The following is a 20,895-nucleotide window of genomic DNA, read 5'->3' as shown; positions in this document are numbered from 1 at the left end:
AGTTGGTAAACTGGTGTCTCTAATGAATAGCTAAATAATAAATCGTTGCTTGCCACATTTTCAAGATTGTTTTTCCGCTTTTCCAAAACCAAAATAGAGCAAATAGCAGGAAAACAACTGCCACTACTACGTTAATCAAGCCTTTTCCATCCAAGAAAAACTTGAAAAAGAAGACAGTCACACAAGTAAGCAAGGCAAGGAGTAAGACATGAATCAGAACTCCCAACCAACCTAGCCAATAGCGAATTCCAAAGGGAGGGTGTTTCTTTTCGTCGAAGTCTGCTAGACCAGCCAAAAACTCAACCAGCAACTCACCCAAAAATTCCATACTAGCCTACCTTTCTGGCCTGTCGATAATACTTGGTTCGTCGAATCATCATCTTGATAGCCTTAAAGGAAAGTATGGAAAGCATACTAGCCACGAATAGACAAAAAAGAAATATCACGACCAATGGCTGTTTATACTGATTATAGACCATAATCGAACCACCTGTAAAGGCAATAAAATAGGATGCCAAAGTCACAAAATTGAGCCATATACAAGCCCCAACCCCCAGCCAATACCGAAAGCCGAAAGGTTTATACTGACTATCTTCATAGAAAATAAAATAGAAGGCCGAAATCGAAAGCAATAGAAAGAATAATCGCCAAATCGGAAACGCCACCATACCAACACCTCCAAGTCCATTCTAGCATATTTACGAATAGGTGCAAAGAAAAAAGAGGTTTCCCTCTTTAGAACCTGTATTCACAAGTGAAGTGCTTGTATATAAGAGATAGTTTTTCGCTAATCAAGGCAGTTTTTTGAGGGAATACTGACTGTATTTTGAAAAAAAACTAACGATGAGTAGCTGAAAAACTAGCCTTAGATGGAAGTGCTGAACTGTGAATGCAGGTTCTCACTTCCGTTTCCGTGCAATCAGATGAATTGGTGTCCCTTCAAATACAAAGGCCTTGCGGATTTGATTTTCCAAGAAACGCATATAGGAGAAGTGCATGAGCTCTTCTTCGTTGACAAAGACCACAAAGGTCGGTGGCTTGGTCGCAACTTGTGTCGCGTAGAAAATCTTGAGGCGTTTCCCTTTATCAGTCGGTGTCGGGTTAATGGCAATGGCGTCCATGATGACATCGTTGAGCACAGCCGACGGAATGCGGGTATTCTGGCTTTCACTAATAGCCTTGATCATCTCAGGCAACTTGTGCAAACGTTGCTTGGTCAAAGCCGATACAAAAATAATCGGTGCGTATGATAAATACTGGAACTGGTCACGAATATCATCTTCCCACTGCTTCATGGTGTGGTTGTCTTTTTCAAGCGTGTCCCACTTGTTGACCACGATAATCATTCCCTTACCAGCTTCATGGGCAAAACCAGCGATGCGTTTGTCATACTCACGGATACCTTCTTCGGCATTGATAACCATCAATATGACATCCGAGCGTTCAATGGCACGCATGGCACGCATAACAGAGTATTTCTCGGTATTTTCATAGACCTTACCAGACTTGCGCATCCCTGCGGTATCAATCATGGTAAACTCTTGACCTTCTGGGTCTGTAAAGTGCGTATCAATAGCATCACGAGTCGTTCCAGCAACAGGCGACGCAATCACGCGCTCTTCACCCAAAATAGCGTTAATCAAACTTGATTTACCAACGTTTGGACGACCAATCAAGCTGAACTTGATAATATCTGGATTTTCTTCTACTTCCTGAGCTGGTAGGTTTTCAATGATAGCGTCCAGGACATCCCCTGTTCCGATACCATGTACAGAAGATACTGGATAAGGATCGCCAAGACCGAGTGAATAGAAATCGTAGATGTCATTACGCATTTCAGGGTTATCGACTTTATTGACAACCAAAATAACTGGTTTGTTTGTCTTGTAAAGAATGCGTGATACATACTCATCCGCATCGGTCACACCTTCCTTGCCTGATACGACAAAGACGATAACGTCCGCTTCATCCATAGCAATCTCAGCCTGATGCTTGATTTGCTCCATGAAAGGTGCATCCACATCATCAATACCGCCTGTATCAATCAAGGAAAACTTACGATTGAGCCACTCACCAGTAGCATAAATACGGTCGCGGGTCACACCTTCAACGTCTTCTACGATAGAAATACGTTCCCCCGCAATACGGTTAAATAAGGTTGATTTTCCAACGTTGGGACGGCCAACGATGGCGATAGTTGGTTGAGCCATGGCTCCTCCTCTTCTAATATAGTCGTTTTCGTTTGTCTTTTATTACGTCGTTAACTCGCTTTGCCGTACTCCAGTACTGTCTGCAGCTCGTTGCCTAGTACTAAAAGCAAACAAAAAGACTATAACTTACAATAGTTTATTTTTTTCTAAAATTGCTCTCGTTTCAGGCTGCTCTGGCTGACCAAACTGGGCAACCATACGCTCCGACCAGGTTTCTGTCTGACGGGCACCTGCATAGTCTGTCTGAACTTGGTCGTAGGATTGGATGACTTCCACGCCTTGCTCCACATATTCTTCCTGGAAGACAATAGCTTCACTTGCCAAACGTGGTTTGACAGGATGGTTTTGGGCTGGTCGACCTAGTGCAATACAGAAAATCGGATAGGTATAACCCGGCAAGTTGAACAGCTCTGCTATTGCCAAGGCCTTATGGCGAATCATACCGATGAAGACACCACCATAACCCAGGCTTTCAGCTGCTAAAAGGGCATTTTGCCCTGCCAGGCTCGCGTCAACAGAAGAAATCAGGAGATTCTCTGTTCCTTTGGCCTCAAAGTCTGAACCATGGAGTTGAGCCGCCTTGCTGGCACGATTATGGTCGCCCACAAAAACCAGAATGGCCTGAGCTTGTAAAATAGCTGGCTGGGGCACCAAATCATAGAGAGCCTGTTTTTTCTCCTCTGACTGCACCACAATGATGGAATAAGACTGGAAATTCTTCCAGCTAGACGCAGCTCGCCCAGCTGAAATAATAGCTTGCAGATGTTCCGCCTCAATAGGCTCCTCCGTAAAACGACGGACGGAAGTATGGTTCAGCATCAAATCAATGGTTTCATTCATCGGCGGTTATTTCCTTTCAAATGCAAATCGCGAGCCAGATAGCGAATCCGCTCCATAACCCGTTTGGCCTGCCAGGTCTCATCACCAGACTTGCCAGATGCAAAATGCCGTTCCAAATCATCAAAGGAGAAATTGGACGTAAAGAAGGTCGGCAGATTTTCCTGCATACGGTATTGAAGAATGACCTGTAGAACATCATCACGTACCCACGGACTATGTTGCTCCGCTCCAATGTCATCTAGCACCAAGACCTGAGCCATTTTGATTTCATCAATCCGCTCCTTGACCGAACCATCTTTGATAGCATTTTTTATATCGACAACAAAGGTCGGATAGTGGAGCATGGTGGTTGATTGAAGATGAGTTTTGGATAACAAATTGGCTAAATAAGCCATCAAATAACTTTTTCCAATACCGAAGTTACCATAGATATAGAGACCTTTTGGTTTTTCTTCAAAGCGTTTAACAAAATCCGCAATGGCTAACATGACTTCCACACGATTTTCATCGCTCTTATCAATATCCGCCACGGTTACATTTTTCAAACTTGCCGGCATATTAATGAGTTGGATACGGTTCTTGATGGCTTCCAAACGACGGTATTCGACCAATTCTTCTGTCTCAAGATAGGAAACATCCGCGTAGCCCTCATTCATAACCAAAACTGGTTGATACCCCTTAGCAATATAGGATTCATCCTGTTTGACAAAGAGGTCCCGCTGACTGATATATTCCAAAAACTTAGAAATGGAGAGGGTGATTTCCTGCTGGGTCAAACCTTCTTTTTTGATAAAAGCAGCGACTTCAGGATCACTCACTATCTCCTGATAGAGTTGCTGATAAGATTTTGGACTTGGATTGGTTGTCTGCGACAACCTGTCTTGAACTGATTTCATCAGCTACCTCCTTTGTTTTCCATTTCTTCTAATTCGCGATAAAGGGCAGCTAATCTAGCTTGACCTTCCGCCGTTTGTCCTTGTTGAACCTCTTCCTTACTCCAGTCAGGCACATTGCTTTTCTGTGGCTGGCTCGGCTTGGTGACAGCTTGACCTGTCTTCAACTCTCTTAGGTAAAGAACAGCTGCCTCTGCACTGCCAATTCCCTTGTAGGAAAAATCATTGCCCAGCTTCATAGCGTATTTTTCATTCAGATTGGCTGAGTCCACCTTGTTAAAGGTATAGAGGACCAAGACATTGATAACTTCATCAAGCAGACCCAAATTTGCCAAATCCGTCAAGCATTTTCGTTCTGTTGCGGTCACTGCTGCCTTCCGTTGCTCCTTGATAAAGGACAAGAAGGTTAGGCTGGATTTTGATTTCGCTTCACGAACAATGGCTTGCTCCTGAGCAGTGAGGTTGGCGCTTTCTGTTGGCAATGACTGACGTGACTGCTGCAAGCGTTTGGTCGAGATTGTCTGTCCAATAGCTGTTGCTTTAGCCTGCCGATAGGTTTCCAACCAGGTCCAGCCTGCCTGCTCTGCTATGTAACTAAGCGCAATAATATCCTCAGCTTCATCCTGAAAAAGAAGCTTATCTTTAGCCATTAATGCCTTGAAGGCAGACCAGTCAAAATCATGTTTCGGTTCAAAAACAACTGGAGCCTGCCCATCCATGGTAAAGACCTGAGAAAATGTTTTTGAGATATTCTGTTCCTGATTGGGTAGGTGAACAAGCAGATTCTCCATGCTTGACTCCCCAATCTTCCTTGCCAACAAGTTCTTATACAAGGGTTTCGCTAGAAAACTTTTTACGGTCAGAGGGGCTTGTAGCGCCAAACCTGTTAATTCTTCTGCACGATAGAGTTCTAGGAGCCCCATGGCAGTCAGAATATCCAGAGCCTTCTCCAAACGATTCATCCCAAAATCCATGTGATTGAGAATGACAGTCCATTTGTAACGGCCTTGCCCTTGATCGGCAAAACTATAAAAGTAATAATAAAGCGCTAATGCATCAAAACCGATAATCGGCTGGTAGCATTGGCTAAGACTGACAATATCAGGTGTAAACGGGCTGATTTTTATATAGGCAAATAAATCATTTGGTTTCATCTTTTTTTCCCGGTTTTACCTTACTTCCTTTGGAAATCATCTGCTTAAGCAAATTTTCTAGCTCTCCAACATCTTTGAAAGAACGATAAACCGATGCAAAACGCACATAGGTGATTTCATCCAATTCGACCAATTCTTCCATTACCAAATTCCCAATGACATCGGATTCTATTTCACTATCACCTTGTGCTCGAACCTTCTGTTCAATCCGATTCACCACTTCATCAATATCATCGGTTGACACAGGGCGCTTTTGAGCAGAACGAATAATCCCATTGAAAATCTTTTCACGTGAAAACTGCTCTCTAGTTCCGTCTTTTTTCACAACGACTAGAGTTTTCTCTTCAATCCGTTCATAGGTGGTAAAACGTTGACCACATTGGTCGCAGGAACGACGACGACGGATGGTATTGCCATCTTCAGCCTGACGACTATCAATGACACTTGATTTCAAACTCTGACATTTTGGACAACGCATACTCTTTCTCCTACATAAACTTTATCACTTCAGTATAGCATAAAAATGACAAAAATAAAAGAAAGCGAGAATTACTCACTTTCTACCAATAATTCATCTTGCTTCTTCAATCGACTGGCAACCCATTCACGAACCAGGCGGTAGACAACCGCAAAAATTGGGGTAAAGAAGACCATACCAAGTAGGCCAAACAAATTACCACCAATCAAGGCTGCAGCCAGGGTAAATAGGGTCGGAAGACCAACTGATTGACCAACCACGCGCGGATAGATAACATTTCCTTCTATCAGCTGAATAATCTGGAAAAGGGCGATAGACCAGAGTGCCAAGAGCGGATTTTGTACCGCCACAAAGAGAGCACTAATCAGACACGCTGAAAATGGACCGATATAAGGTACAAATGATAGGACCCCAGCCAAAATACCAGCCATGCTGGCATAAGGAATTCCTGAGAGCGAATAACTAACAAAGACAAGTGTCCCAATGATACACGCCTCAACAATCTGACTCATCAAGAATCGGTCATAGGTATCAACAATAACTTCTCCAATATAGTTCACTACTCTGACAGCCTTCTCTGGCAAGGTAGCCTCCAAGAACTTTCTCGTCATCGCCTGCAAGTGTTCCTTGCTCCCTAAAATCGCTAGAGTGAAGAAGAAAGCCATTATCAACGTCATAGTGTTCGAAAAAATCCCCGTCACATTGGACACCAAGCCAGATAAAATCGGTGTGACCAAACTTGAAATAAGTGTTAAATTCTTCAACTGATCCAAAAAGCTGGCAATCTGATCTCCGATTTGTCCCGACAAAAGACCATTTGATTCAAGAAAATTAGTTAGGGCATTTACCGATTTTGGAATGGCTGTGCTGCTAACCGAAACCAGTTCTGAAACAGTCGTCACCAATGTAGGAAGAACAATCACCACCAGTCCTGTCACAATTAAAGCAAATCCAATTAATACTCCAACAATTGCCAAAGAACGCTTGGATTTCTTCAAAAAAGAAATCTTTTCAAACTGATCTTCTAATTTTTTCATGGGAACATTGAGAATAAAGGCAAAAATAGCTCCAATAAAAAGCGAGTTCATACTGCCTAATAATTGTTGAATAGCCCCATAAATACTAGACCAGTTGAAAACAGCTAGAAGCACTGCACCTGCCAAGAAAATCAATAGGACTTTTTCTTTAAACGACGTATTCATAATATCTCCAAATTTTAAATGATTAGTTTTCAGTTTAACACAGGAAGATAAAAAAAGAAAGTGTTTCCTTATTGATAGATTGAAGACAAATCCATTTGTATATTTGCGTTCAATATTAGATATAAAAAAGATTGAAGAAAATTATCCAATACAGACGATTTCTTCAATCTGCCAAAGCTGTTTTTTTACAGTCTTATTTAAAATCCCTAAGTAATATTGTTGAGAAAATTACCATTCGCCACGACAGTTATACGCAGCAATAGCTAATTCTGCAGCTGTAGCCAAAACATTTGCTTTACTTGTACTTTTTCCAAGTAATTTAAGTATGGTCATAGCCGCTCGATTCCATGCCTCACTTTGTAAATCTTTAGCCAAAGCGTCTAATAAACGACCATTGGCAATATCTATAAATATTCCAAAATAATCAGAAACAACACACTTAGCAAAATCGTAAGGAGTTCTCATAAGACTAGCAATATACCCCTGATAAAGCTTACGAGCATTCTGATCTCCTGATTTAGCTTTTTCAAGAAGCAAATTAGGATTAGTAATTTGATAAACACCATTACCATCAATGTAACCTACTTCTTTAAAATAAAATTCTAACTCAGCTTCCAAAATAGCTACATCTCCCGAACTTAAATCTGAATATACAGACATTTCATTATTTTGTTCAGCTAAAACAACAATTGAACTAAACGGTGCAATAGCAACTATACATAACATCAAAAGGATAATAAATTTATTTTTCATGTCTACTTCTCCAAATAAGAAATATTATAAGTATAGGGGATAATATATAGAGACCAACATAAAACAGCCTTAATACAAAAGAATACTGTGGTACTTTTTTTATATAATAATCTAAAATAAAGGCAAAAGAAATTAGACAAAGCAAAAAATAAATAGTCAAAAGAATATTAGGAAATTTATAAAAACTACTTTCAAATAAAGCTAAGTAGAGAACAAAAAATATTCCTCCCAATATAAACGAAACAGAGTCAAAACTAATAATTTTATGATTTTTCATTGGCTTAATTCCCTTTCCACAAATACAATATACGCTCAAATTTTAAAAAGGTCAACAAAAAGTAACCATCAACCAAGTTCATCGGAATCTGACATTGATGTCTTCTACCTTCTTAATGTCATACATACCAGCTAATCGCTGACATGTGAGAAGTTACCAACGTACGTTTGGAACGGAGATATAAAGGGTATCTTGAAGATATTTGATAGACGGTGTCGCAAGCGGCTCTTAGTGACTATTTTTTCTTCTCCTCGGTACACATGATCTACTCGCAGCTTTTCTTTAGTTTAGGAAGAAAAGCTACCCCCTCACTTTATCACTATCCAAAAGAAATTCTTGAAAACAAGCCAATACCTACTCTAAATCAATCGCGCATGGCATATCCGACACCACGAACTGTTTTTATATATGAATCTTGATGTGGCAAATCCAGTTTACCACGTAGATAGCGAATATATACATCGACGACATTGGTCTCAGAAGCCGCTTCATATTTCCAAACACGCTCAAGAAGTTGTTCTCGACTAACAGGCTCTGGGCTATTCATTAAGGTCGCCAACAGATCATACTCTCGGCGGGTCAAATTAATCAATTCATCACCTCGTGTCACTGTTCGATTTTGAAAATCAACCTTCAAATCACGATAGGCCGCATGCATGTGAACCTGTTTACAGTTATTGTCAATAAAATCACGACCACGAAAAATCGCAGAGATTTGCTCCACTAAATCACTGATGACAAAGGGCTTCACTACATAGGAAACAGCATAAGAGAGGACTTCTTCCCCATATTGACTAACTTCTGTCGGCTCAACTACTACAATCATGACCGTAGCTGGTTTTATCGCTAATAGTTCTGTAGCCAATTCCTTGCTGGACATGTCTGAAAGCTGAAAACTCATCAGAATCAAGTCAAAATCCGTTTCATGTGCCAAGGACATAGCCTCTTTCCCTGTCGATGCATAATCAACAAGATAGTCTTTTTTCTGCAATTCCATGGAAACAAAATGCGAAAGATTGCGTTCTTTACCAGCAATCAAAATTTTCTTAGCCATTGTCCATCCTTTTCTATTCTTTCAAATGGTGTAGGAATCGTATTATGACTAGAAAGAAGGGCGCTTCCACGCCCATCTTTTCTATTTTGATTCGCTATACCAGTCGTAATGGAAGATTCCTTCTTTATCTTTACGGTTATAAGTGTGAGCACCAAAGTAGTCACGTTGTGCTTGAATCAAGTTCGCTGGCAAGTTTTCAGCACGGTAGCTATCGAAGTAGGTAATAGCTGCTGAGAATGTTGGTACAGGAACTCCTGCTTGAACTGCCAAGGCAACAACATCACGAACTGCCTGTTGATACTTAGCTGTTACATCAAGGAAGTACTCATCCAAGAGCAAGTTTGCCAAGTCTTCATCACGTCCGTAGGCATCTGTGATTTTTTGCAAGAAGCGAGCGCGGATGATACAACCTGCACGCCAGATTTTTGCGATTTCACCAAATGGCAAGTTCCAGTTGTTTTCTTTTGATGCTACGCGCAACTGTGCAAAACCTTGTGCATAAGACATGATTTTTGAGAAGTACAATGCTTGACGGATTTTTTCTACCAATTCAGCCTTGTCGCCTTCGTATGCAAACGGAGCTGGTTTTGGAAGGACCTTGCTTGCTGCCACACGCTCATCTTTGTAAGTTGAGATATAACGAGCAAATACAGATTCTGTAATCAATGACAATGGCACACCCAAGTCAAGTGATGATTGACTTGTCCATTTACCAGTTCCCTTGTTACCAGCCGCATCCAAAATGTAATCAACGATTGGTCCATCTTGACCTTGATCGTCTTTACGTTTCAAAATATCTGCTGTGATTTCAATCAAGTAGCTATCCAATTCGCCTTTGTTCCACTCAGTAAAGATGTCAGCCATTTCATCCACTGACAAACCGAGCAAGTGTTGCATGAGGTCATAAGACTCCGCAATCAATTGCATGTCGCCATACTCGATACCGTTGTGTACCATTTTTACGTAGTGACCAGCTCCATCTGGACCGATATAAGTCACACATGGTGCTCCATCTTCTGGTGCTTTTGCTGAAATTTCTTCCAAGACATCTGCTACCAATTCGTAAGCTTCTTTCTGACCACCAGGCATGATAGATGGACCTTCAAGAGCTCCTTTTTCACCACCAGATACACCTGTACCGATGAAGTTAATACCTGAGTTTGCCAATTCTTTTGAACGACGGATAGTGTCTTCGTAGAAAGTATTACCACCATCAATCAAGATGTCACCTTCATCCAAGTGTGGCAAAAGTGCTTGAATGGTTGCATCTGTACCAGGACCAGCTTGAACCATAAGCATGATGCGACGTGGTTTTTCGATAGATGCCACAAAGCTTTCCACATCGTAACTTGGTACCAAGTTTTTACCTGGGTTGCTTGCAACAACATCTTCTGTTTTATCAGCAGAGCGGTTGTAAATAGCTACTGAGTAGCCACGTGATTCAACGTTAAGTGCAAGGTTGCGGCCCATAACGGCCATCCCTACAACACCAAAATTTGCTTTAGTCATTTGTTTACTCCTCTAATTTGTATCTCTTTTATTATACACCGAAAGCTTAAAATTGACAAGAATTTTCAGATAATTTAACTATCTTGCCAATCTGAGCTAGTCCTCATCTCCAAATAACCCTTGTAATTGGGCAAAAGGACTATTGGCCTCTTTTTTCTCTTGAGCTTTTTGTTGAAAATCTTCTTCAGTCATTAAAGCCCAAGCTTTACCAGATGGTAGTTCCTGTCCAGCTTCTTCTTCAGGTGTCAAGACTTTGATTGGTATAGCCAGTAAAATATTATCTGCTACACTCTCATCAAGGACAATGTGGTCATCTTCTACTACCAGTACCATGTCCTCATCAATCAAATCTTGTTCTTTAAGAACTGCTTCATTGGCAACAAAAAGTTCATTGACGTTTTGGACCTCATGCAAAACAACTGGTTGCAGAGAACGACTGGATGCCAAGGTAATATCATAAGTCATCTGATAGTCCAAGAAAAAGAAACCTGATTCAAAACGGATATTTCCAGTGACTTGGACTGGCGACAAGCCTAGAACTTCACTATTTCGAGCTTGCAATTCTTCCTGTAAATCCAAGGTTTTATCAAAGGAGATTCCATCTGGATTTTTCTGAATATCGTAAATATGAAACATTGTATTCCCCTATTCAGCTAGTTCTGTAATGTAGTTATAGACTTCTTGTCCAGCAACTGCACCATTTCCTACTGCCGTTGCAATCTGACGAAGTTGATTTTGACGAATATCACCGATGGCATAGATGCCTGATTGAGTCGTCTCCATCTTTTCATTAGTGATAACCCAACCAGCTTCGTCTGTAATTCCTAGGTCCGCAACTGTATCAGTCATCGGATCCAGACCGACATAGATAAAGACACCACCGAAATCAAGTTCACTGACTTCTTCAGTTTTCACATTTTTGATAATCACGCTTTGTACACGTAAGTCATCACCCTTGATTTCTTCGACTACGCTATCCCAGATGAAGTTAATTTTTTCATTGGCAAAGGCGCGATCTTGGATAACTTTTTGAGCACGAAGTTGGTCACGTCGATGAACAATCGTCACAGATTCCGCAAATTGTGTCAAGAAGAGCGCTTCTTCAACGGCAGAATCTCCACCACCGACAACCAAGAGTTTTTGTCCACGGAAGAAGGCACCGTCACAGACTGCACAATATGAGACACCACGGCTATTGTAAGTATCCTCACCTGGAATACCTAACAAACGGTGTTTTGCCCCCATGGCTAGAACGACTGTCTTTGTCTCCAAAACACCATCCTCAGTAATCACTTTCTTAATTTGTCCTTCTTCTTCGATACGGACTAGGGTGCCAAAAATATGGTCCACACCGAATTTTTCCAAGGGTTCAAACATTTTTTCAGCCAAGGCTGGACCTGAAATATGGTCATAGCCTGGATAGTTTTCAATTTCCGTGGTATTGTTCATCTGACCACCATAAATACCACGTTCCAAAAGAGCTACCTTTAAATTGCTACGCCCTGCATAAAGAGCTGCAGTCATCCCCGCAGGACCCGCACCAATTACAACTGTATCGTACATATACTTTTTCCTTCTACGCTTTAAACATTAATAAGATTCCCACTACTCCAAAGGCCGCAATGGGGATTGTCATCACATTAATCATCAACAAATCAAACAAGAAATCTTGTCGTTCTTGCAAGGTTTTATCCACACCCTTTGTCGCACGCCAGATAAACCAGACCAGACTAGAAGTGATAATCAACAAGGAAGCTATTAGCAATCCTTGTAAATAAAAACTGAGAATGTTTTGTAACATCTTTTTCCTCGATTACTTTAAAAGGTTTGACGCTTGGCTTTACGTTCTGCACGACCTTTTGCACGCGCTTCAACTCGCTTGGTCTTGCGACGTTTTTCATCAACAGCCCATTGAATTTTCTTCTTGTAGCCTGGTTTGACTTTTTTCTTTTTCTTCTTGACCAAGCCAATCATTTCCAAATCTAGTTTTTCACGAGATTTTTCTCGGTTGGCACGGCGGTCGCGATCATAGGTATCAACAAATTCGCCATTTTTCATCTCTTTTGGCAAGAATTTGATATTGAGCTTTTCCAATTCACGAATATCCGCATCGTCACTAGGTTGATAAAGTGTGATAGCAATACCTGACAAGCCATTGCGTCCTGTCCGGCCTACACGGTGAACAAAGAATGATAAGTCTTGCGGAATAGCATCATTGATGACATGACTAACCCCTTCAATATCAATACCACGTGCCGCTAAATCTGTTGCAACGATGTACTGATAGTCCAAGTTTTTCACCTGATTCATAATCCGCTTACGCTCACGCGGTGGAATATCTCCATGAATCTTTGCTACACGCAAACCGTTGGCAGTTAAGTAGATGTGTAATTCATCTGCACGTGTTTTTGTATTAACAAAAATCATAGCCAAGTAAGGTTGCATGAGCTTGGTCACTTCCAATACCTGAGCATTACGGTCACGCCCCTTGGTTGAAATCAACCAGTTTTCAATCGTGTCAGAAATGACTGTGTGGGTCTTGATTTGTTCCATGACTGGATTGGATAAGTATTTTTTCAAAAACGGTTGGAGTTTCTGCGGAATGGTCGCTGAAAAGACCATAAATTGTAAGTCTTTTGGCAGGCTGCCAGCAATCTTATCGACTGTTTCTAAAAAGCCCATGTCCAAGGTCATATCTGCCTCATCAACCACAAAGGTTTTGGCCTTATGGATAGCCAGGTCACCTGATTTGACCAAATCATAGATACGCCCTGGTGTCCCAACAACAATGTGAGGCTGACCAGCTTGAAGCTTGTCAATTTGACGGTTCTTATCCGTACCGCCAACATAATTGGTCACACGAACTTCGATGTCCGAATGACTAGCCAACTGGCGTGCCGCTTGATAAATCTGAGTTGCCAGTTCTCGTGATGGAGCTGTAATAACAGCCTGAACTTGGTCCAATTCCTCATTTAATTTTTGGAAAATCGGAATCAAGAAGGTATGGGTCTTACCCGAACCTGTTTTTGATTCCCCTATCAAGTCTCGCCCTGACAAAACAACAGGAATCAATTTCTCCTGAACTTCTGTCGGCTGGACAAAGTTAATTTCTTTCAAAGCCTCCTGAATATAAGGCTTGAGTTTCATATCTGTAAATTTCATAGTTTCCTCTTTAATTGTGCTGCCTTCTATTATAGCACGATTTGGAGTGACAAGCAAAAAGGACGGATGCCCGCCCTATGCCTCTAAATCACTATTGTCATTTACTTCTGTGAAATCTGCATCTATAATCCCTAGTTCTTTCTCTTCCGCCAAACTCGCCTTAAATGCCTCAGTGAGTTCTAATTCGCCATCAAAATCACCATTTATTTTTTTCACAAATGTGTCTGCCAACATCCCTCCCATGGGCTGGAAGGTAAAATAGGTCAAACCTCCCGAAATCAGACCACCCAAAATAGGAACTGCATTGGCAATGGTCTTTTCAACAGTCTTTTTGGTAATTTTCACACCAATCACTGCGGCTACCTTTTTCACCAAGGGATGGGAGCGGGAAAGAACTCGACTGGTCAAAAAAAGAGTTCGTCTTCCCGCCCCCGCACAGTTGATTAGAACAGATTTGGAGTGTAAAACACGAACAAATCTGCCAATCAACCACTGCGCTGAGATGTTGACACGAACCCTGAGAAGCGAGGTTGGTCTTTTTGCCCAGCCTACAAAGCCTGCATAGCTACTTTTTTACCAATATTAGCCCCGACTGTCTTAGATACTTTATTTAGGAGAACAGCTGAACCACCAGCACCAAACATAACACCAATATAGGCAATAATACGAATTTGAACCTCTTCGGAAATTTCCTTTCCCTCACCGACAAACAGCTCATCTTCACCAAAAAGGTAGGCAATTTGTTGCGACAAATTCAAAGCAAAGCCAAAATATTGAGCAATATCAGCTGTTCCTGCTGCTACTGCTGTGAGGGGATTACCTGGTAAACCAGCCGCAAAAGAGAGTAAGGAAGTCTTTGTAGTCATATCATGAATGATTTTATCAGCTTCTTTTCTTAAAGCATCCAAACTATAAACCGCTGTCGGTCCATCAGCAATAATCTTGTCTAAATAGGGACTGTCCTTAAATCGAGTCTTCAAAAAATCCTCCCTATTGACCTTTACCATGGGAAGCTGACTTGCAGCTGTCATGGTCTGAAGTACCACACCATACATCTTCTCCTGATTGAACTGTTCCATTTTTTCCTCCTCAGCCTAATTTACTATTATTTTACCCCCCCGACCATATTTGTCAAGGTAAAAAAACAGCATTTCTGCTGTTTTTGATATACAATAAAAATCTTACCTGTGGTACTAGTTCATTTCAAACTACAATAAAAAGCCCAAATAGACTATACTGTAAGTGTCTAAACATACAGGAGGTTAGTCCAAATGAGCTACTTACAGTATACTGCTAAATCTCATCATTTGCAATGGAATGTACGCCAATTATCTCAAATTTGTCATCACTTCTACCAAAACTACTGTCCAGATTCCTTCAAACATCGGCGAAATGTTGGCTTAGCTAAAGTTTCAGATGAATCAATTCTTGTCTTACTTCTGTTACAAGCTGAACTAAGCATGACATCACAACGCCATTTCTACACCATCTGCCCCCTCTTTCCTTGTGGTCGGTTACTAGAAAGAAGCAGTTTCAATCGGCGGTCTAAACAATTGATTTGGCTAGTCCAATTAATCCGAAAAGCTAAGAGTGAACTGCTTCCATCTGATAAACTAGCCATTATAGATAGTTTTCCTTTGCCACTTTGTCACCCTATTCGCAATCAAAGAGTTGCCATTTTTAAAGGTGTAGCTGATATTGGTTACAACGCCTCTAAACATCTTTGGTTTTACGGTTTCAAGGTTCATATGCTGGTGACCTTATCTGGTTATATTCTGAATTATGTTGTCACACCAGCCTCTGTCCATGATATCAAGGTGGTTTATGAACTATTAGAGGGATGTAAACAATCGGTTATCCTAGGTGATCTAGGTTACTTAAGCAGTGAACTCAAAAAGGACTTAGAGCAAGAAGGTTACCACCTATGGACGCCATTTCGACAAAACATGACAGGAGCTGAAGAACAGAACAATTGGAAAGCGATGGCCATGAGACGAACTATTGAAACACGTTTTTCTGAACTGTGTCGTCTCTTTGACATCCAACATACATTAGCTAGAAGTCTAGCCGGACTACAGTTACGAATGGAACAAATTATTCTAGCTCATAACTTACGCTATTTTGAAATGAACTAGCACCATGGGTAAATCTTATAAATAAAGAATAGCCAAGGTAATCAGACTCATTACAAGACCGACTGACCAGAGGAAAAAGTCAACTTTCCACTCGCTCCATTTTTCAGCTTTTCCGGTCAAACCTCCGAGCTCTAAATGGTGATGGAAAGGAGTCATACGGAAGATACGACGACCTTCTCCAAAGCGTTTTTTGGTGTATTTAAAATATGAAACCTGCAACATAACAGAGGACGTTTCAATGACATAGACCAGGCCGATAAGGAGGAGGGTCCATTCCTGACGGAGGGCAATTGAAATAGTTGCCAACATACCGCCGAGAGCCAAGCTTCCCACATCCCCCATGAAAATCTTCGCTGGTTTACGGTTATAAACAAAGAAACCGAGCAAGCCACCAATCATGGTCACACAAACTAGAAGAATATCAAATTTTTGCTCATTGAAGGCGATAACAGAGTAAGCTAGAAGGCTGATAACAACTGAGATAGAAGCCAATCCATCAATACCATCTGTCAAATTAACTGCATTTGAAAAACCGACCAGCCAGAACAGAACAAATGGGAAATAGAGAACTCCCAAATGTATCATGTGACCAAATACATTCAATTCTCCGCCACCTGCTCCTCTTACGTGAACAAAGTAGAAGACAATCCCTCCTAAAATTTGTAGAGCAAGCTTTTGTTTAGGATTAAGACCTTCATTTATTTTACGGAAAATTTTTAAAAAGTCATCCAAAAATCCTACTACACCATAAAGGGCAAGGAGGAAGAGGATGGCAAGGACACCACCCGTCAACAGTTGAAAGGTCGTTGCAAACAACAAGCTGACAAGAATCGCAACAACGAGAAAAACCGTTCCCCCCATTGTTGGTGTGCCTGCCTTAAACTGATGTTGTTTCACATCTTCGTGCATCTGTTGCCCCTCAATGCGTTTGGCTTGATAAAATGTAATAAATCGTGGGATTAAGAGAACGGTTGCTAGAAAAGCTACCAATCCCGACATAAGTGCGAATTGCATGTTAGTCTCCTAAGGTTATTGTTATTTTCTTTGTTTTATTCAAAGCGGTACCGACCTCTACACTTTGGTCGACCACTTTTGAACCCGTTCCTTTATAGGTCACTTCGATACCAGTCCATTCAGCAAATATATCCATATTCTCTTTGGTGATTGCGTACAGGTCTGGCATTTCTTCGAATTTATTTGTCAAGAGTAGAACCTGTTGGTTGGCGATTACGTTACTTCCCTTTTCGACTGAAACTTTTTTAATTTCAGCACCGTTTCCAAGGATAACTGGTTGAACTAATTGACGGCGAAGTTCCTCAGCCGACTCGCCTGGTGCCTTACCAATGAGGTCTGGCAATTGATACTCTGTCTCATTAGCGACCTGGGCCAATGCTGGTGCAGGTGAATCCAGATTCAAATTGTCTTTCAACAGCATCGCTTCTTTCAATGTAGGACTGACAATGTCACGCCAAGACAGGACATTTAATACTTCCGGTTGGCGAATGGTCACATACATGATAAATTCAGGATCCTCAGCAGGGATCATGGCTACTACAGAGTTGATATAGGCGCCTTTAATGTACCCTTGACCATCTTCGCCGGCAATTTCCGCCGAACCTGATTTGACTGCAATATCATAGCCGTCAACCTGAATTGCAGGCCCCTGTAAATCATGTGAGTAGAGTGTGCCATAAACAGGGTCAGTACCGACATTAATCATATAGCGAAGTGTATCGTCGGCAGCTTGTTCAGAAACTGGATTTCCCACTTCTTCTTTCGAAGAAACTCTAGCTGTATCTGTATTAGGATTATAAAGAGCTGAGATAAATTTAGGCTCTAGCATAATACCATTGTTCGCAATGGATGTAAAACTACGAAGCATCTGTGCTTGGTTTGCAGAAATCCCCTGACCAAACGTTGACATGGCGATAGAAACAATGTTATCCTCTGGTACCATTCCTGGTGCCTCGTCCCCCATACCAAAACGCGTTGGGTAGCCAAAACGGAACTTAGTGAGGTAATTTAGCCATTTTTCATCTCCCATCTGTTGCTGCAATAAGGTCATCCCAACGTTACTGGATAGGGAGAAACCTTGCGCATAATTGAGAGTCACAGCTGAATAACCTGCATTGAGGGTCCAGTCATTGATTTTCGCGTCTGCAATAACGTACTCATTATTGGTATAATATGCATTTGGGTCAAAGGTTCCGTTATCGATAGCTGACGCTACTGTTAGCACCTTCATCGTTGAACCAGGCTCAAAGGCCTCTTGATATAAGAGTGACCGCTCTAACAGGCCTTCTTGTCCCAGACCTTCTTTGGTATCTGAATCATAACTTGGCCTTTGGGTCGTCGCCAGTATTTCACCCGTCTTGGCTGAAACCAAAGTTGCATTCGCATATCGCCCTTTGGCGTTATCAAAGAAGGTATTCATATTGGTTTCAAGAGAACGTTGCAGATCGGCTGAAATTGTCGTATAGACATCCTGCCCGTTTACTGTCTCCGTTTCAACCTTCTCTGTCCCAGGCAGGACACGGCCTTGGCTATCTTTCTCGTAGATAACCTTTCCGTCTTGACCAGCCAGAATATCATTCAGATAATATTCCAACCCACTCACACCCTGTAAACTATGACTACCATCCTTGTTTTCAACCGGATTAGCTAACCCGACAAAAATTGAAGCAAAATTTCCATTTGGATACATCCGTCCTGGACTAGCGTTAAAGGCAATCCCTTCAATACCTGCCGCCTTCATCTCTTCTTGGATTGAGGACATCGTACTATAGGAGATATTCTTACCTAAGGTCCCAAAGTATACCTGCTTCAGTTCCGGTTGATTCAGCTGCTCCATAACATAATCTGTCTCCATTCCGAGATGCTTTTTAAAGATTTCTGCTACTTTGCTGAACTGAGAAGACTGCACATACAAAACTTTTTTCAGTTCTGACACATATTCTGTGTCAATGATTGCGTAAACTGTATAGGTCGTGGAATCTTCTGCAATAGGAATTCCTGTACGGTCGTATATCGTCCCCCGTTTAGCTTGAACGGTAACTTCACGCTGGTGTACCGCATCAGCTCTCTCTGACAAGTCCACCCCAAATTTACTATCGGTGCCGATAATATAGGCAAAGTTGATTAAAAAGAGAAAAAAGACGAAAACCGTCAAAAGAAGTAGGCTCTGTCCTACTCTTCGACGATTTTTTGACGGAACATATCGTTTTTTCAAGACATACCGCAAGAGTTTATTATTTCTTCTGGGCATTATTCGGCTACTCCAATATTGTCATTATTAAAAGTTAATCCAGCTTTTTCAGCAATTTCCATCAAGCGAGCTGAACGTGTCAATTCATTGACAGCTTGCTTTGCATCGTTAATTTCAATCTGTTTTTGGCTAATATCTTGATTGACTTTGGCCATGCCTGATTGAAGTTGCAAAAGCCGCGTTTGCATAAAGATAATTCCTATCGCAAGGGCTAATCCAGATAATACGATGCTTGAATAGAAGGCTTTTTCTACACGTGTGAAGGTTCTAATTTTATCACCGATAACTCGCATAGTGGCTTCTCTACGTTTTTCTTGCAACATAGACTCTCTCCTATTTATGTACTTTCTTAGCTACACGCAGTTTAGCTGAATGCGCGCGATTATTTGCCTCTAATTCTTCTTGACTAGGTAAGATAGGCTTACGATTGACCAATTCAAGTGGCACCTTCAAGTCATCTGGAATAAATGGCAACCCTTTTGGAACATCAATCGTACTTGCTTCTTTGAAGAGTTGTTTGGTCAAACGATCTTCTAAAGAATGGAAAGTAATAACAGAAATCCGTCCATCCAGAGCCAATAAGTCAATGGCCTGCTGGATAGATTCATCTGCTGCTCCCAACTCATCGTTGACCTCAATCCGAATAGCTTGGAAAATCTGCTTAGCAGGATGCCCCTTCTTCTTAAGTTCCTTGGCTGGCTTGGCAGATTTGATCAGCTCTGCCAACTCAGTCGTTGTTTCAATAGGCTTGACCGCACGCGCCTGTTCAATCTTACGAGCAATCTGCTTGGAAAATTTATCCTCACCATATTTAAAGAAAATCCGTACCAAGTCGTGATAGTCATAGTTATTGACCACATCATAAGCCGTCAAATGTCCCTCACGATTCATCCGCATATCAAGCGGAGCATCTTGTTTGTAAGAAAAGCCACGCTCCCGCTCATCCAACTGTGGACTAGATACTCCTAAATCATAACAAATACCATCAATCTCTGTTACACCTAGCTCCGCCAAGCGAGTCTTGAGATTGCGGAAATTATCCCTGATAAAGGTCACTTGTCCCTTTTCAATGTAGGATGCCAAGCGAATATGGGCATGATCAATAGCAGTCTGATCCTGATCAAAGGCATAAAGATGCCCACCATCCGTCAACTGACTGAGCAGATACTCACTATGCCCTGCTCCACCCAGCGTTGCATCTACATAAATTCCATTTGGTTTGATGTCTAACATATCGACTGTCTCATGCAAGAGAACAGTTGTGTGATTAAATTCCTTGGTCATATCTTTTCTATTGTACCACAAATTAAAATAAAAAGTTGTTGCAAACTTTTTACAAAAAAACTGTCAAATATAGTTGACAACTTATATGAACAGGTATATACTAACAGTAAAGAAACATGTCGCATATAATTGACATCAACAGGGAGGTCTCCCTCATTTTTTTACAACCAACTGTCGCATATAATTGACATCGTACCTAAGGATAGCTAGTCTATCCTCTCTCTTTACAATAGAATGTCGCATATATTTTACACGAAAGGAGAACCCATGAACCGTGTCAAAGATCATCGTCTACTGCTAGGTATTTCCCAGCTGGATCTTGCCAAAGCCATCGGCGTATCCAGGCAAACCATCAACATGATTGAAAACAACAAATACAATCCCTCACTAGACCTCTGTATCAACCTAGCCAAGGCTTTACAGACCGATCTCAACAGCCTCTTTTGGAATGAATAGAAAGGAAAATATCATGAAAAAGAATACACGTCAAGCTCTTATCTCTACCCTTATTTTTATCCCGCTCTTTGTCCTCTTTCAGCTTTGGGGCAATAGCGGAGCAGAAATCTTGCACACCATCAGCCAAGCAAAATTTTGGCTACAATTGCTGATTGCTGGGACCATCTACTTCCTAGGATTATCTTACCTGCCACTCATTTTCGTCGTAAGTAAATAGGAGTAT

At 41.4% G+C, this 20,895-nt stretch carries 24 protein-coding genes; 3 read left to right on the top strand and 21 right to left on the bottom strand.

Going from position 1 to position 20,895, the window contains the following annotated elements; translation table 11 throughout:
• Positions 1–19: 19 nt before the first annotated feature.
• From ODU50_RS01975 to ODU50_RS01895, 17 genes are all read right to left on the bottom strand, one after another.
• On the bottom strand, positions 20–328 hold the full coding sequence (locus tag ODU50_RS01975) for a hypothetical protein (RefSeq protein WP_105153480.1): 309 nt from the start codon (positions 326–328) through the stop codon (positions 20–22).
• 1 nt (position 329) lies between these two features.
• Entirely contained in the window at positions 330–668 is a 339-nt protein-coding gene (locus tag ODU50_RS01970) for an MFS transporter (RefSeq protein ID WP_105153481.1), read from the bottom strand.
• Between the two features lie 231 nt (positions 669–899).
• Positions 900–2,210 (bottom strand): ribosome biogenesis GTPase Der, encoded by a 1,311-nt coding sequence (gene der / locus ODU50_RS01965; protein WP_024406639.1) that lies wholly within the window; start codon positions 2,208–2,210, stop codon positions 900–902.
• A 126-nt stretch (positions 2,211–2,336) separates the two neighbouring features.
• Positions 2,337–3,050 carry an NADPH-dependent oxidoreductase gene (locus ODU50_RS01960; RefSeq protein ID WP_105153482.1) on the bottom strand — a complete coding sequence of 238 codons (714 nt, stop codon included), beginning with the start codon at positions 3,048–3,050 and terminating at the stop codon, positions 2,337–2,339.
• On the bottom strand, positions 3,047–3,946 hold the full coding sequence (dnaI, locus tag ODU50_RS01955) for a primosomal protein DnaI (protein ID WP_014636109.1): 900 nt from the start codon (positions 3,944–3,946) through the stop codon (positions 3,047–3,049). The genes ODU50_RS01960 and dnaI overlap by 4 nt, the downstream gene beginning before the upstream one ends.
• Positions 3,946–5,097, bottom strand: a complete 1,152-nt coding sequence (locus tag ODU50_RS01950; RefSeq protein ID WP_105153483.1) for a replication initiation/membrane attachment protein — start codon at positions 5,095–5,097, stop codon at positions 3,946–3,948. The genes dnaI and ODU50_RS01950 overlap by 1 nt, the downstream gene beginning before the upstream one ends.
• The gene (gene nrdR, locus ODU50_RS01945; RefSeq protein WP_002938341.1) at positions 5,084–5,575 is read right to left on the bottom strand and encodes a transcriptional regulator NrdR; all 492 of its coding nucleotides are present in this window, start codon (positions 5,573–5,575) and stop codon (positions 5,084–5,086) included. Before nrdR ends, ODU50_RS01950 begins: the two co-directional genes overlap by 14 nt.
• A 71-nt stretch (positions 5,576–5,646) precedes the next feature.
• The gene (locus ODU50_RS01940) at positions 5,647–6,777 is read right to left on the bottom strand and encodes an AI-2E family transporter (RefSeq protein ID WP_105153484.1); all 1,131 of its coding nucleotides are present in this window, start codon (positions 6,775–6,777) and stop codon (positions 5,647–5,649) included.
• A gap of 228 nt (positions 6,778–7,005) precedes the next feature.
• Positions 7,006–7,530 carry a hypothetical protein gene (locus tag ODU50_RS01935; protein WP_398581292.1) on the bottom strand — a complete coding sequence of 175 codons (525 nt, stop codon included), beginning with the start codon at positions 7,528–7,530 and terminating at the stop codon, positions 7,006–7,008.
• Between the two features lie 641 nt (positions 7,531–8,171).
• Positions 8,172–8,861 (bottom strand): DNA-binding response regulator, encoded by a 690-nt coding sequence (locus ODU50_RS01930; protein ID WP_012027645.1) that lies wholly within the window; start codon positions 8,859–8,861, stop codon positions 8,172–8,174.
• An 81-nt stretch (positions 8,862–8,942) separates the two neighbouring features.
• Positions 8,943–10,370 carry an NADP-dependent phosphogluconate dehydrogenase gene (gene gndA / locus ODU50_RS01925; RefSeq protein WP_002942698.1) on the bottom strand — a complete coding sequence of 476 codons (1,428 nt, stop codon included), beginning with the start codon at positions 10,368–10,370 and terminating at the stop codon, positions 8,943–8,945.
• A gap of 96 nt (positions 10,371–10,466) precedes the next feature.
• Positions 10,467–11,006 carry a DUF177 domain-containing protein gene (locus tag ODU50_RS01920; RefSeq protein ID WP_105121500.1) on the bottom strand — a complete coding sequence of 180 codons (540 nt, stop codon included), beginning with the start codon at positions 11,004–11,006 and terminating at the stop codon, positions 10,467–10,469.
• Positions 11,007–11,015: 9 nt separating this feature from the next.
• Positions 11,016–11,933 carry a thioredoxin-disulfide reductase gene (gene trxB / locus ODU50_RS01915; protein WP_105153485.1) on the bottom strand — a complete coding sequence of 306 codons (918 nt, stop codon included), beginning with the start codon at positions 11,931–11,933 and terminating at the stop codon, positions 11,016–11,018.
• Positions 11,934–11,946: 13 nt separating this feature from the next.
• Complete coding sequence (locus ODU50_RS01910) at positions 11,947–12,171, bottom strand: DUF4059 family protein (RefSeq protein WP_002936682.1); 225 nt, start codon at positions 12,169–12,171, stop codon at positions 11,947–11,949.
• A 17-nt stretch (positions 12,172–12,188) separates the two neighbouring features.
• Positions 12,189–13,532, bottom strand: a complete 1,344-nt coding sequence (locus ODU50_RS01905; RefSeq protein WP_398581291.1) for a DEAD/DEAH box helicase — start codon at positions 13,530–13,532, stop codon at positions 12,189–12,191.
• A 75-nt stretch (positions 13,533–13,607) separates the two neighbouring features.
• On the bottom strand, positions 13,608–13,904 hold the full coding sequence (locus ODU50_RS01900; protein WP_238598123.1) for a PTS lactose transporter subunit IIB: 297 nt from the start codon (positions 13,902–13,904) through the stop codon (positions 13,608–13,610).
• Positions 13,905–14,080: 176 nt separating this feature from the next.
• Entirely contained in the window at positions 14,081–14,611 is a 531-nt protein-coding gene (locus tag ODU50_RS01895; protein ID WP_238145628.1) for an ABC transporter ATPase, read from the bottom strand.
• A gap of 192 nt (positions 14,612–14,803) precedes the next feature.
• Between ODU50_RS01895 and ODU50_RS01890 the strand changes: the two genes are divergently transcribed.
• Positions 14,804–15,667 carry an IS982 family transposase gene (locus tag ODU50_RS01890; protein WP_015647273.1) on the top strand — a complete coding sequence of 288 codons (864 nt, stop codon included), beginning with the start codon at positions 14,804–14,806 and terminating at the stop codon, positions 15,665–15,667.
• Positions 15,668–15,682: 15 nt separating this feature from the next.
• Here ODU50_RS01890 and mraY read toward each other — a convergent pair whose 3' ends face one another.
• The 4 genes from mraY to rsmH are packed head-to-tail and all read right to left on the bottom strand — an operon-like array spanning position 15,683 to position 20,216.
• On the bottom strand, positions 15,683–16,681 hold the full coding sequence (gene mraY, locus ODU50_RS01885) for a phospho-N-acetylmuramoyl-pentapeptide-transferase (protein ID WP_105153487.1): 999 nt from the start codon (positions 16,679–16,681) through the stop codon (positions 15,683–15,685).
• A 1-nt stretch (position 16,682) separates the two neighbouring features.
• Positions 16,683–18,932 carry a penicillin-binding protein PBP2X gene (gene pbp2X / locus ODU50_RS01880; protein WP_105153488.1) on the bottom strand — a complete coding sequence of 750 codons (2,250 nt, stop codon included), beginning with the start codon at positions 18,930–18,932 and terminating at the stop codon, positions 16,683–16,685.
• Positions 18,932–19,255, bottom strand: coding sequence for a cell division protein FtsL (gene ftsL / locus ODU50_RS01875; protein ID WP_002937992.1), 324 nt, complete (start codon positions 19,253–19,255; stop codon positions 18,932–18,934). Before ftsL ends, pbp2X begins: the two co-directional genes overlap by 1 nt.
• 10 nt (positions 19,256–19,265) lie before the next feature.
• Positions 19,266–20,216 carry a 16S rRNA (cytosine(1402)-N(4))-methyltransferase RsmH gene (rsmH, locus tag ODU50_RS01870; protein WP_014638525.1) on the bottom strand — a complete coding sequence of 317 codons (951 nt, stop codon included), beginning with the start codon at positions 20,214–20,216 and terminating at the stop codon, positions 19,266–19,268.
• A 267-nt stretch (positions 20,217–20,483) separates the two neighbouring features.
• On the opposite strand from rsmH, the gene ODU50_RS01865 reads away from it, so the two are divergent.
• Both ODU50_RS01865 and ODU50_RS01860 read left to right on the top strand, forming a co-directional pair.
• The gene (locus ODU50_RS01865) at positions 20,484–20,672 is read left to right on the top strand and encodes a helix-turn-helix transcriptional regulator (RefSeq protein ID WP_014638526.1); all 189 of its coding nucleotides are present in this window, start codon (positions 20,484–20,486) and stop codon (positions 20,670–20,672) included.
• Between the two features lie 13 nt (positions 20,673–20,685).
• The gene (locus ODU50_RS01860) at positions 20,686–20,889 is read left to right on the top strand and encodes a hypothetical protein (protein ID WP_014638527.1); all 204 of its coding nucleotides are present in this window, start codon (positions 20,686–20,688) and stop codon (positions 20,887–20,889) included.
• Positions 20,890–20,895: the final 6 nt, after the last annotated feature.

This window comes from Streptococcus sp. 2020WUSS084, assembly GCF_044427445.1.
Lineage (GTDB): Bacteria > Bacillota > Bacilli > Lactobacillales > Streptococcaceae > Streptococcus > Streptococcus suis.
The sequence above is the reverse complement of the archived record's forward strand: the minus strand, read 5'-3'. Positions and strand labels throughout refer to the sequence as shown.

What these genes read in the sequence shown, in the direction of transcription:
- ODU50_RS01975 (WP_105153480.1), bottom strand. Translation starts at nt 328, where the DNA reads ATGGAATTTTTGGGTGAGTTGCTGGTTGAGTTTTTGGCTGGTCTAGCA.
- ODU50_RS01920 (WP_105121500.1), bottom strand. Translation starts at nt 11,006, where the DNA reads ATGTTTCATATTTACGATATTCAGAAAAATCCAGATGGAATCTCCTTT.
- ODU50_RS01860 (WP_014638527.1), top strand. Translation starts at nt 20,686, where the DNA reads ATGAAAAAGAATACACGTCAAGCTCTTATCTCTACCCTTATTTTTATC.
- ODU50_RS01940 (WP_105153484.1), bottom strand. Translation starts at nt 6,777, where the DNA reads ATGAATACGTCGTTTAAAGAAAAAGTCCTATTGATTTTCTTGGCAGGT.
- ODU50_RS01895 (WP_238145628.1), bottom strand. Translation starts at nt 14,611, where the DNA reads ATGGAACAGTTCAATCAGGAGAAGATGTATGGTGTGGTACTTCAGACC.
- der (WP_024406639.1), bottom strand. Translation starts at nt 2,210, where the DNA reads ATGGCTCAACCAACTATCGCCATCGTTGGCCGTCCCAACGTTGGAAAA.
- mraY (WP_105153487.1), bottom strand. Translation starts at nt 16,681, where the DNA reads ATGCAATTCGCACTTATGTCGGGATTGGTAGCTTTTCTAGCAACCGTT.
- rsmH (WP_014638525.1), bottom strand. Translation starts at nt 20,216, where the DNA reads ATGACCAAGGAATTTAATCACACAACTGTTCTCTTGCATGAGACAGTC.
- ODU50_RS01935 (WP_398581292.1), bottom strand. Translation starts at nt 7,530, where the DNA reads ATGAAAAATAAATTTATTATCCTTTTGATGTTATGTATAGTTGCTATT.
- ODU50_RS01930 (WP_012027645.1), bottom strand. Translation starts at nt 8,861, where the DNA reads ATGGCTAAGAAAATTTTGATTGCTGGTAAAGAACGCAATCTTTCGCAT.
- ODU50_RS01960 (WP_105153482.1), bottom strand. Translation starts at nt 3,050, where the DNA reads ATGAATGAAACCATTGATTTGATGCTGAACCATACTTCCGTCCGTCGT.
- ODU50_RS01905 (WP_398581291.1), bottom strand. Translation starts at nt 13,532, where the DNA reads ATGAAATTTACAGATATGAAACTCAAGCCTTATATTCAGGAGGCTTTG.
- ftsL (WP_002937992.1), bottom strand. Translation starts at nt 19,255, where the DNA reads ATGTTGCAAGAAAAACGTAGAGAAGCCACTATGCGAGTTATCGGTGAT.
- ODU50_RS01950 (WP_105153483.1), bottom strand. Translation starts at nt 5,097, where the DNA reads ATGAAACCAAATGATTTATTTGCCTATATAAAAATCAGCCCGTTTACA.
- pbp2X (WP_105153488.1), bottom strand. Translation starts at nt 18,932, where the DNA reads ATGCCCAGAAGAAATAATAAACTCTTGCGGTATGTCTTGAAAAAACGA.
- gndA (WP_002942698.1), bottom strand. Translation starts at nt 10,370, where the DNA reads ATGACTAAAGCAAATTTTGGTGTTGTAGGGATGGCCGTTATGGGCCGC.
- ODU50_RS01910 (WP_002936682.1), bottom strand. Translation starts at nt 12,171, where the DNA reads ATGTTACAAAACATTCTCAGTTTTTATTTACAAGGATTGCTAATAGCT.
- ODU50_RS01890 (WP_015647273.1), top strand. Translation starts at nt 14,804, where the DNA reads ATGAGCTACTTACAGTATACTGCTAAATCTCATCATTTGCAATGGAAT.
- trxB (WP_105153485.1), bottom strand. Translation starts at nt 11,933, where the DNA reads ATGTACGATACAGTTGTAATTGGTGCGGGTCCTGCGGGGATGACTGCA.
- ODU50_RS01970 (WP_105153481.1), bottom strand. Translation starts at nt 668, where the DNA reads ATGGTGGCGTTTCCGATTTGGCGATTATTCTTTCTATTGCTTTCGATT.
- ODU50_RS01865 (WP_014638526.1), top strand. Translation starts at nt 20,484, where the DNA reads ATGAACCGTGTCAAAGATCATCGTCTACTGCTAGGTATTTCCCAGCTG.
- dnaI (WP_014636109.1), bottom strand. Translation starts at nt 3,946, where the DNA reads ATGAAATCAGTTCAAGACAGGTTGTCGCAGACAACCAATCCAAGTCCA.
- nrdR (WP_002938341.1), bottom strand. Translation starts at nt 5,575, where the DNA reads ATGCGTTGTCCAAAATGTCAGAGTTTGAAATCAAGTGTCATTGATAGT.